This is a genomic window from Sulfurimonas gotlandica GD1 (assembly GCF_000242915.1).
Taxonomy (GTDB): domain Bacteria; phylum Campylobacterota; class Campylobacteria; order Campylobacterales; family Sulfurimonadaceae; genus Sulfurimonas; species Sulfurimonas gotlandica.
On sequence record NZ_AFRZ01000001.1, the window covers coordinates 2119529 to 2129895 of the forward strand.

Genomic DNA, 10367 nt, shown 5'->3' on the forward strand with positions numbered 1-10367 from the left:
AATATATGAAATCACAAGTACCAAATTTAATTGATACACAAGAGATATTTATAGCTAATAAAAATGATATTTTATCTCAGTGGTTGTCATATGGCCCACCACAGAAAATTTTGCAACTGCATGATATAGACAGAGATTACTTTTTACAAGAGTATGCCAGTGGTGTTTTTGACTATTTTATGGGAGTTATATCTGGAGATGTTAAAATAGGAAACTGTCCTATTATGCAAGATTTACTCTCATATTTAAAAAATAGAGAGATTAGCGCAGACGAGCTTTTTGAGATCTGTAGTCACTTTCGTCGTTCAATGATTGATTTTTCATATGACAAAGATCTCGATTCAAAGGAGATGGCGAATGAAATCTCTTATATCTTTGATAAAAACTTTAGAGGTATTTTAAAGTACTACACAGACACTATCTTTCAAAAACTAATTGACGCAAGGCTCGAAGCAGATAAAGCTTCACAAGCTAAAGAGTATTTTTTATCTAATATGTCACATGAGATTAGAACTCCTCTGAATGCTATTTTAGGTTTTGTAAACCTTCTGATAGATGAAGATGTGTCTAAAAAACATAGAACATATTTAGACATTATTTTAAATAGTGGAGAGAATCTTCTCAGTATTATAAATGATATTCTGGACTTTTCAAAACTTCGCAGTGGTGAGTTTACTATTGAGCCAAAAATATTTTCTCTTCATGATGAAATAAGCCATACAATGGAGCTTTTTGTTGCAAGTGCAAACGTTAAAGATATAACTATCACATCTTTTATTGATCCGCACATTCCAAAAGAGTTATATGCAGATGCTCTTAGAATTAAGCAGATACTTTCCAACTTTTTAAGTAACGCAATTAAGTTTACTCCAAATGGAGGTCACATAAGTGTAGAAGCTGCCTGTCATCATGGAATACTTAAACTAAGTGTAACTGACAGTGGTATAGGAATCGCCGAAGAAGATATAGAAAATATATTTACAGCTTTCGCTCAGGCGCAACATAGTCAACAGAAAAACTGTGATGGCACAGGTTTAGGACTTTCAATTTGTCATCAACTTGCACGTCATATGAATGGAAGTGTTCATGCCAAGTCGATAGTTGGTAACGGAAGTGAGTTCTGGGTAGAGATGCCAGTAGATGCACACAGCGAACTATGCCCTATTTATGAAGATGTTACGGCATTTAAAACTCTTAAAATTGCAATCATTTCAAAAGAGTCAAAGAATAGATATAAAGAGGAATCTTTTTTAAGATATGCAGATGTATTTGGAATGAATACAGAGATAATAGATAGTATAGACAAAGAGTTTGACATTGCTCTATTTGTTGAAGAAGATGTTGACAGAGAGTTTATAAGCAAAGCAATAAACTCGGACAAAAAATTTATAGCTATGGTTAGTAAGCCAAATGATGAATATGATAAATATGACAATATCACATCTATCTCATTTCCTTTATACTGTTCAAAAATCAGAGATACTTTTAATGAACTGCTAAATCCTGATTCATACTCTCCTCATCAACACGAAGTAAGTACGAAGTTTATAGGGCATATTCTTGTAGCTGAGGATAATGAAGCAAATCAAGAGCTTATTAAAATCTTACTTCAAAAGTATGGTCTTACATATGATCTTGCTGAGAATGGTTATGAAGCAGTAGAATTATATAAGCTAAATAACTACGACATGATACTCATGGATGAGCAGATGCCGGTTATGGACGGAAATGAGGCAGTTAATAAGATTGCAGAGTATGAGATAAAAAGAGGACTTAGACACACCCCAGTCTCAGCTCTTACTGCAAATGTAATAAAAGGTGCAAAAGAGAGAGGACTATTAAGTGGCTTTGACTCATTTTTAGGTAAGCCAATAATTTTAAAAGAGCTAGAGAGAGTTTTCGCACTTTATTTAAAAATAAACTCTGCACAAGAAGCGGTAAAAGAAAAAGTCAAAAATTTTCAAAGTAGTATTTCAGGGCTAGATGCTCAAAAGTTAAAAGATGAATTGATGTTGAATGAAGATGAGTTACTAATGCTTCTTAATCTATTTATTAAAAAGATGAAAAAGCAGATACCTGAGCTTAAAACTGCCATAGAAGCAAAAGACTATAAAAAGATTGCACTTAATGCGCATAGCATCAAAGGATCTAGTGGAAACTTTAGGATAGAGTTCTTGCAAAACAGTGCCAGTGAAATGGAGAATATGGCGAAGTCTAAAAATAGTGAATATAATTATATGAAAGTTTTTGAAAAAATTAGAGAGAGAGTTCAAGAAATAAATATTTCTTAAAACCCTTTTTTAGAAGTTTATTCTTCTATGTAGTAACCTATACCCGAAGCATTTTTGATGATATCAGTCTCAAGTTTGTTTCTTAGTCTCCAAACAAGAGTTCTTACGCTGTTTTCTGTTGCACCGCTTTCATCCCAAACATAGTTCATTGCTTGCTCGAAACTAACAACTAGTCCTAGTTGTGCTACAAGTAGACGCAAAAATGCATTCTCTTTTTTAGTAAGTTTGATTTTTTTACCATTATAAAATGTTTCACATACACTAATGTCAAGGTGATATTTATCGCCAAAAGGAACAATAGGTTTATCAGAAGCTCTTTTTGAGTAAAGAAGTTTCTCTAAATTTAATTTATCAACTTTAAGTGAGTCTATATTATCTTTTCTTTCGTTCTCAACTTCATACTTGAAAATAGCCATCTGAATGGTTGCATGAAGAGAGTTTGGGTCAAATGGCTTTACAATGTAGCCGTATGGTTCAGTCAGTTTTGCTTGTGCAATTATGTCATCATCACTGTAAGAAGTAAGGAATATAAATGGGATATTATATTTTTGGCGTACTACTTTTGCCAGTTCTATTCCATCGTTACTCTCATCTAGAGAGATGTCTATAATTACAAGATCAGGTTTGTATGCCTGAATCTTATTTTTTGCCTGAGTAGCATTATCACACACTGCAATCACGTTGTAACCATGTTTTTGAAGTGATAAGTTGAGATTTAGTGCTGTGATTTCATCATCTTCTACAACTATAATACTATTTTTAACCATTTTTAACCCTTTGTGTATCAAAAAATAATGATTATTTTGTGATAAATTATCGCTTATTATAATATAACTTTTTGTTATTTACAATAGCAAATAGAAAATATTACAGTATTGTTACAAAATCACTCAATTTTTTTTAATTTTTTAATGCTGAAGAAGATGGATATAACACTTTTCCACAGGGTACAACTAATGAGGAGGTCTTGAGATGTACATCTTGATCATCAAAAAATATATGAGCTTTAAAAGCTTTTAGTATTTTACTCTTCTCTATTCCGCCTAGAAAAAAAGCTTCATCAACATATACTCCCCAGTGTCTTAAAGTCTTGATTACTCTTATATCTGAAGGAGCATTCCTTGCAGTTACTAAAGCTATCCTAACCGGTGAAAGCTCCATCTTCATGGGAAGTCTCTCTTGTAAGCGTGCAAGTTTTTTTAAAAAAGATGCAAAGGGTCCTTCATTCATAGGAATGTCTTGAGAGTTGTGCTCGTTTTCATGAAAAGCTTCTATTCCATCTGTCTTATAAACAAGCTCACTGCTCTCATCAAAAAGTACTGCATCACCATCAAAAGCAATTCTTACTTGGCCATCTGGTATATCACATTTATACTCAGGAGGTGTAGATAAAACAGCAGAAGCACATACCTTTTTATCTATGACTTTTTGTGCATCTGCTTCATTTGTAGTTAAAAAAAGGTCAACATCAAAAGCTTCTAAGTAGTCTGCACTTGATTCACCGGCAGTAAAAGCAGAACGTGTTATATGTAGATTTTGTTTTTTTATATTATTCAAAACCATTACTCCTGTGTCTGGAGAGTTTCTTGACATTATCACAACTTCAACAAGTGGAGAGTCACCTTTTTTTTGATACTTATTCAAATCAAGAAGCGATTTTATAAGAGGAAAACCTATTCCTTCTTCAAGCGGCAAGTGCTCATTATTAAGCATATACTCTCTGTATCTTTGAATAGCATTTTCTGGATTGTTTTTAAACTCTTTTTCAAAAAGTTTATCTTCTTTGGATAGGTCAAAAAGCGCAGTAGCAGAGATTCCAATAACGAGAGTGTTTTCTAAGTTAAATGCCAAAAAATATCCTTGTGACTTCTAGTTTTATTAGATTGATTATACTAAAAAAAATCTAATTTTTATGATATGATTATTAAATATTATAAGTAGGTATTTAAATGTTAGATAAACTAATCCGAAAAATAACAATAATCTTCATCGTTACTTTTATGTTTGGTTCTACTGTTTTTTATTTTGTTTTAGATGTTTATCATGAGAAAGAAGCTTATAAACTGATTAGGCAAAATGTACTTCTCTCAGAGTCTATGCAGAAGTATGTTTCAGAGTTTCAAAAGCCTGCCGTTTATGAACTTATAAACGATTATAACCTTTCAAAAGAGTACTTTAATCCTGCTCTATTGTCATCTACTTTTATCATTGGACATGTAGATAAAATATTTCAAGAAAATATAGCAAATCAAGAACATATAATCAATAAAATTGAATTTAAGTTTGCAAGTGACAATCCTACAAATCCTCTGAATAAAGCGACTGCTTATGAGTCAAAAATATTAAAACTTTTTAACGAAACAGATATAAAATCTTATTCTGAGAGAATCAAACTTAACGGCGAAGATTATCTCTTTTTTGCACTTCCAACGAGAAAAAACACTAAGGCTTGTCTAAGATGCCACGGCGATTATAAAGATGCACCAAAAGATATGCTGGAGATGTATGGGACTGAGAATGGATTTAATGAAAAAGAAGGACATATACGTTCTATAAATGCTATCTATTCTGCTGTTGATTCAGATGATAATATGATGATTTTTTTCTCGCTTGTAGAAGCATTGATGCTCTTTGTCTTTTTAAGTATATATTTTACTGTTAGATATTTTGTCATACAGCTTAATAAAAAAGATCAGTTCATAGCAAAACAGTCTCGTTTTGCAGCTATGGGTGAGATGATAAGCATGATAGCCCATCAGTGGAGACAACCACTCACCGGAATGAGTATGACTACGAATAACCTGCTATTAGATATTGAGTTAGAAGATATTGATGAAGATAGGTTTACCAAAAATCTAAATCTTATTAATAAGCAGATAGGTTACCTCTCACACACAATAGATGATTTTAAAAACTTTTTCAAGCCTGATTGTAAATCAGAAATAGTAGATGCAAATGCTGTTATAGATGAGTCTTGTCATGTGATCAGTTCTACACTTAAAAACCATGGTATTGAGTTAGAGCGAGACTATGAAGATAATGTAAAGACTATGACAAAGAAAAATGATCTAATGCAGATAATTTTAAACCTTGTTAAAAATGCGATGGATGCATATGTTGAGAACAAGATTCAAGAACGGGTTATAAAGCTCTCAACCAAAAAGATAAACGGCAGCATTCAAATAGTTGTGCAAGATAATGCAGGCGGGATTCCTAAAGATATTATAGAAAAGATATTTGATCCATACTTTAGTACAAAAGATAAGAAAAACGGTACAGGTCTTGGGCTTTATATGTCCAAGATGATTGTTGAAGACCATCTTCAAGGAATTCTTAGTGTTGAAACTAAAGATGATTCAACAAGTTTTACTATTAAAATACCTGTAAAAGAGGGGATGTAAGTGGAAATCAATATTGTCAAGTTGAAAACATATGCCTCGACATGTTCCGTATTATATGTAGAAGATGATGAAGTTATCCGTACTCAGACAGCCAGTTTTTTAGGTCGTTTTTTTCCAGATGTAGTTTTGGCGGAAGATGGGGCTATAGGCCTAGCAAAGTATGAAAAACGTGAGTTTGATGTTGTTATCACTGATATAAATATGCCAAATATGAATGGTATAGAGATGATCGAAGCTATAAAAGAGATATATTATGATCAGATTATTCTGGTTACTTCTGCTCATAATGACAGTGAGTATCTAATGAAACTGATAAACCTTGATGTTAATAGATTTGTATTGAAACCATTTAATAATAAGCAGTTTTTATATGTACTTTACAAAATAGCAGAAGAACTTACATTTGAGAATGAGAGAGAACAGCTCCAAGATGAGATTATCTCGCTTTCTAAAAACGCTCAAATAATTGTTGATGAGATTAACATTGGAATCGTTATCATCAAAGATAATGAAGTTACTATGGCAAATAGAGCTTTTTTAGAGATAGGAGGATTTGATTCATATGATACACTCAAACTTGAGATGCCAGAGATAGGCGTACTTTTTGAAGAAGCATCTCACTGTGTAAATGCTGCTTCAAACAAAGATCTTATAAAACAGCTAGAGCAGTTAGATGATGATGAGAAAAAAGTAAGAATCATAAAAGATGCAAAAACTTACGAGTATCAGGTCACTTCAACAAAACTAGAAGATGAAAATAGTCATATACTTACTTTTACTGATATAACAGCTATTCATAATGCACTTTATAAAGATGAACATACAAAGTTACCAATCAGAAAATTTGTTTTAGAAAAAATAGAGCTTTTAAAACATGGTGTCAGTGAATTGGGTGTAATTATAGTTAGTGCAAAGAACTTTGAAAATATTGCGAAATGGTACGGTAAAGTAGAAGCTACAGCCGTAGAGGTAGAGTTCTCTACTATTGTAAAAGAGATTAAAGATGAGCAGTTGCCAAATGCTTTTATTGGCTATTTTGGAGTGAATCAAATAGTAATAATCTCTGATAAGTATGATATGAGTGAAGTATATAAAAAACTTAAAGACATACAGTTATCTACGGAAGAGCTATTTACTAAGCATGATAGAACAGATCTGAAGTTTCACTTATCAACACAGGCTAAACTGCTAAAACTCGATACCAGTAAAAAGTTAAATGATTTAGAAGTAGACTTAATCAACGCATTTGATTTAATGTGATAGTATAATTATATTATGTCTTACTTTGTTTATATACTTGAATGTGACGATAACACTTTATATACGGGAATAGCCACTGATGTGCAAAGACGGCTTGATGAGCATAATAACTCAGACAAGGGTGCAAAGTACACAAAAATACGCCGTCCCGTAAAGCTTGTTTACAGTGAAGCACAAGATGATAGAAGTAGTGCATCAAAACGGGAACATGCCATCAAAAAACTAAAACGAAAAGAGAAATTGGAATTGATAAATGCTTAATGTATATGTAGACGGAGATGCTTTTCCAAACCTTCTAAAGCCGATTTTATTTCGCTCAATTGAGAGGCTTGGAATTGATACTTTTGTTGTTTCAAACAAAAAAATAGATATTGGAAAATCTAAAAATATAACGTATATGATTGTAGATGCTGGAGCTGATGAAGCTGACCATAAAATTGTAGAGATGGTTCAAGAAGGTGATTTAGTTATTACTGCTGATATTCCACTAGCTGACAGAGTTATAAGTAAAAATGCTCATGCAATAGATCATCGTGGCGAACTTTATAGTGTTGACAACATCAAACAATATCTTGCTATGAGAGACTTGATGGAGAAGATTCGTGATAGTGGAGAGTTGACTAGAGGACCAAAAGCATTTTCTTCTAAAGATGCTCATGAATTTGCAAACCAGTTAAACAGTTTTTTGGCAAAGTGGTGTAAAAATTAGTCTAATTTCCAGTAGAAAATATCTCTTCTGCCCTCAGAGCTAAAAAGCTCTTTTTCATTTATAAATCTTATTTGATTTACAGGCTTGTCATGACCTACAAGGCGATCACCTTGAATCTTTGTAGTTGGGTTAAACAGTTGTAGGTAGTGTTCTTCCCCGCTTGAGTATACACCTGTTTCCGCACTTGGACTCAGACCAACACAGTAGACTAAAAAGTTACTTTTAATGTGGTAATCTTTTTGTCCATTTTGATATACAGCTATTCGTCTATCTTGTCCGGCGGTTAGAACCACACCGTTACTATAGGCAACATGAAAGATATTATCAACATTTTGTGAATCGTAGGTACGTTTTATCTTAGAACTTTTGGCATCTAAAAGCTTAATTGCGCCACTTTCGTCTGCAATTACTATCTCAGTTTTGTCACTACTCAGCATTATATCACCGAGTGTACTGTGTGAGGCTTGAGTCTTGTAAATGTTGTATTGTTCACGTCTGTCATGAAGGATTACTTCTGAGCCTAGTGTTCCAAAAATAATCTGCCCGTCACTTAAAAAACGAGCTTCTTTGATAGTTAGTTTTTTTTCTTCATTTATTATGTTCTTAAGTTCATAGTTCTCATATACCCATACGTTTCTATAAGCATCTTTTCCGACGCTGACTATGAGAACTTTGCCATTTAGATAATCAACACTCATAATATTTGCAGATATGAGTTTGTTCATGGCAGTAGTAACAGGAGGAAGGATAATCTGATTGATAATTTTTTTACTATTAAGGTCAAATACATCTATAGTTCCCATATCATTAGCAGCATATAGAAGGTTGGCATCTACGACAAAGTCACTTACAAAACCAACTGAACGAAGTTTGAAGGTCGGAAGGATATCTTTTGCCACAACTACGGATAGCAGTAGTAAAAAGGTGAATATTAGTTTAAACATGAGGGCATTATACAAGATTTTTTATAAAATGAGTGATTGCTATTTCCATGCTATCCTTATGTTATAGAATGTATTAAGAATTATCTAAATTAAAAGGACAGAAAATGAGTTTAAAGATATTTAGTTACGGGACACTGCAAAAAAGCAAATTTACAAGGGGAAAAGAAGTAAAGCCAGGGACACTTACCGGAGCATATGAAATAATGAGTGGAAACTTTCCATTACTCCAAGAGATGTACAAGGGAACAAATGTTATCAGCGGACTTCTTTTTGAAGTAACACAAGATGAGATTAACGAGATAGATGATTATGAAAATATGCCTCATTTTTTTAAAAGACAAGAAAAAGAGATAGTTTTGGAAGATGGTACTAAAGCTACAGCCTGGGTATATCTTTTAAATGAGCAAATAGGTTAATTTGAATTTTTGTGTAGTATAATTTCTTAGGTCTTACACAGAAAAAGGGAATCAGATGGAACTGATGATAGAAAATGTTCTAAACATAGGAGAAGATGAGTTCTACAGGGCTTCTCGTTATAAACTTCCTCTGTCTGCAATATTAATAAATTCTGATGATAATAAAGCTTTTGATATTTTAGAAAATAATACAAGACAAATAGATATAGTTCAACAACTTAGCTCTGATTTGTTGATAGTATTTTTAGCTCATACTGACCATTCAAACTCACTAATATTTTTAGACAAAATAAAAAATAAATTTGATTTCACATATACAAGCAGTGAGTTTATAGGCTCTCAACTGGAATTTGTAAGAAAACTTTTTTTAGATAATAGAGACAAAGGAAGCAGTTATTAAATAGAGTCCAGATGATCTTTTAATATTTTGTACTCTTCTTTGTTTATTGCTCCATTGTTCAGCTTGTTTAGCAACTCTTCATTTTTTGTTTTTTTACCCATGATTTTTATGCTTGAAGAGTTCAGGTGTTTTTGTATTAATTCATCTTTTATTTTGGCATCTTTTCTCTCCTTAATCGAATGCTCTTGTTCATATTTTTTGGCATTTCTTTTTGATATGATTAAAGAGATTATGGACATCGTTGCAAAAATAATAAAAAATAAAATCGCTTCATTGTAAACGCCGTCCATAGCATTTGCATCCATCCCTTGAACATTTGTTGGTGTTTTCATAACAGCTTTCCTTATTTGTACCGATATTATAACACTTAAGCTTACTTAAAAGATATATAAAATATTAGTAGTATAACTATTTAAATAAAATTATATATAGTTATATAATATATTGTAATTGTTATCTTCATAATAAAAAATTGTTATTCAACAATATTATTGACAGATAATATGTAGACATTTAAATGAAAATAGGTATAATAAAGCCATATAAGGAGTTTTGTTTTGGCTAAGAAAATTATATTAGTAGATGATTCTCGGACTATTTTAGTGACAGCTGAAATGGCTTTAGATGAGTTGGTAGCAGATGGATCTATTACCCTTGTTACATATTTAAGTCCTGTAGAATTGCGAGATGCATTAGTAGAGGGTAGAGAAGATTTTGATTTGCTTATTAGTGATGTGAATATGCCACAACTTGATGGTTTGGAACTTGTTACCGAAATAAAACAACTAGAAGCCTTCAAAACAAAACCTATACTTATCCTTACTACTGAGAGCTCTGCTCAGATGAAGGCAAGAGGAAAAGAGATAGGAGTTACTGGCTGGATGGTTAAACCATTTAGTGATGAGAAGCTGGTAAAATCAATCAAGATGGTTCTAGGAATTTAACA

12 protein-coding genes are annotated in these 10367 nt (G+C 32.3%); 8 read left to right on the forward strand and 4 right to left on the reverse strand.

The annotated features are described in order from the left end of the window. The first annotated feature begins 5 nt into the window (after positions 1-5). Entirely contained in the window at positions 6-2291 is a 2286-nt protein-coding gene (locus SMGD1_RS10430) for an ATP-binding protein (RefSeq protein ID WP_008335385.1), read from the forward strand. 17 nt (positions 2292-2308) lie between these two features. Here the strand turns inward: SMGD1_RS10430 and SMGD1_RS10435 are convergent, their stop codons facing one another. After that, positions 2309-3058: a response regulator transcription factor gene (locus SMGD1_RS10435; RefSeq protein ID WP_008336783.1), complete on the reverse strand. Its 750-nt coding sequence runs from the start codon at positions 3056-3058 to the stop codon at positions 2309-2311. Between the two features lie 133 nt (positions 3059-3191). Beyond that, positions 3192-4142 (reverse strand): 5'-nucleotidase, encoded by a 951-nt coding sequence (locus SMGD1_RS10440; RefSeq protein ID WP_008336513.1) that lies wholly within the window; start codon positions 4140-4142, stop codon positions 3192-3194. A 98-nt stretch (positions 4143-4240) separates the two neighbouring features. Between SMGD1_RS10440 and SMGD1_RS10445 the strand changes: the two genes are divergently transcribed. From SMGD1_RS10445 to SMGD1_RS10460, 4 genes are read left to right on the forward strand one after another with little or no spacing between them, the layout of a single operon-like run. Continuing rightward, positions 4241-5692, forward strand: a complete 1452-nt coding sequence (locus tag SMGD1_RS10445) for an ATP-binding protein (protein ID WP_008335766.1) — start codon at positions 4241-4243, stop codon at positions 5690-5692. Next, the gene (locus tag SMGD1_RS10450; protein WP_008341312.1) at positions 5693-6952 is read left to right on the forward strand and encodes a response regulator transcription factor; all 1260 of its coding nucleotides are present in this window, start codon (positions 5693-5695) and stop codon (positions 6950-6952) included. Positions 6953-6967: 15 nt separating this feature from the next. Further along, entirely contained in the window at positions 6968-7213 is a 246-nt protein-coding gene (locus SMGD1_RS10455) for a GIY-YIG nuclease family protein (RefSeq protein WP_171801006.1), read from the forward strand. Continuing rightward, positions 7206-7661: a YaiI/YqxD family protein gene (locus SMGD1_RS10460; protein ID WP_008336589.1), complete on the forward strand. Its 456-nt coding sequence runs from the start codon at positions 7206-7208 to the stop codon at positions 7659-7661. The genes SMGD1_RS10455 and SMGD1_RS10460 overlap by 8 nt, the downstream gene beginning before the upstream one ends. Here SMGD1_RS10460 and SMGD1_RS10465 read toward each other — a convergent pair. Then, entirely contained in the window at positions 7658-8605 is a 948-nt protein-coding gene (locus tag SMGD1_RS10465; protein WP_008335274.1) for a WD40 repeat domain-containing protein, read from the reverse strand. The genes SMGD1_RS10460 and SMGD1_RS10465 overlap by 4 nt on opposite strands. 104 nt (positions 8606-8709) lie before the next feature. On the opposite strand from SMGD1_RS10465, the gene SMGD1_RS10470 reads away from it, so the two are divergent. Continuing rightward, positions 8710-9021, forward strand: a complete 312-nt coding sequence (locus SMGD1_RS10470; protein ID WP_008341314.1) for a gamma-glutamylcyclotransferase family protein — start codon at positions 8710-8712, stop codon at positions 9019-9021. Between the two features lie 55 nt (positions 9022-9076). Further along, positions 9077-9421, forward strand: a complete 345-nt coding sequence (locus SMGD1_RS10475; protein ID WP_008335168.1) for a hypothetical protein — start codon at positions 9077-9079, stop codon at positions 9419-9421. On the opposite strand, the gene SMGD1_RS10480 is transcribed toward SMGD1_RS10475, so the two are convergent. Beyond that, positions 9418-9753, reverse strand: coding sequence for a hypothetical protein (locus tag SMGD1_RS10480; protein ID WP_008341317.1), 336 nt, complete (start codon positions 9751-9753; stop codon positions 9418-9420). The genes SMGD1_RS10475 and SMGD1_RS10480 overlap by 4 nt on opposite strands. Before the next feature lie 225 nt (positions 9754-9978). Here SMGD1_RS10480 and SMGD1_RS10485 point away from each other — a divergent pair, with 225 nt between their 5' ends. After that, positions 9979-10365: a response regulator gene (locus SMGD1_RS10485; RefSeq protein WP_008336067.1), complete on the forward strand. Its 387-nt coding sequence runs from the start codon at positions 9979-9981 to the stop codon at positions 10363-10365. Positions 10366-10367 lie beyond the last annotated feature (2 nt).

Coding starts and splice junctions, on each gene's coding strand:
- SMGD1_RS10445 (WP_008335766.1), top strand. CDS start 4,241: ATGTTAGATAAACTAATCCGAAAAATAACAATAATCTTCATCGTTACT.
- SMGD1_RS10430 (WP_008335385.1), top strand. CDS start 6: ATGAAATCACAAGTACCAAATTTAATTGATACACAAGAGATATTTATA.
- SMGD1_RS10435 (WP_008336783.1), bottom strand. CDS start 3,058: ATGGTTAAAAATAGTATTATAGTTGTAGAAGATGATGAAATCACAGCA.
- SMGD1_RS10475 (WP_008335168.1), top strand. CDS start 9,077: ATGGAACTGATGATAGAAAATGTTCTAAACATAGGAGAAGATGAGTTC.
- SMGD1_RS10460 (WP_008336589.1), top strand. CDS start 7,206: ATGCTTAATGTATATGTAGACGGAGATGCTTTTCCAAACCTTCTAAAG.
- SMGD1_RS10455 (WP_171801006.1), top strand. CDS start 6,968: ATGTCTTACTTTGTTTATATACTTGAATGTGACGATAACACTTTATAT.
- SMGD1_RS10465 (WP_008335274.1), bottom strand. CDS start 8,605: ATGTTTAAACTAATATTCACCTTTTTACTACTGCTATCCGTAGTTGTG.
- SMGD1_RS10470 (WP_008341314.1), top strand. CDS start 8,710: ATGAGTTTAAAGATATTTAGTTACGGGACACTGCAAAAAAGCAAATTT.
- SMGD1_RS10480 (WP_008341317.1), bottom strand. CDS start 9,753: ATGAAAACACCAACAAATGTTCAAGGGATGGATGCAAATGCTATGGAC.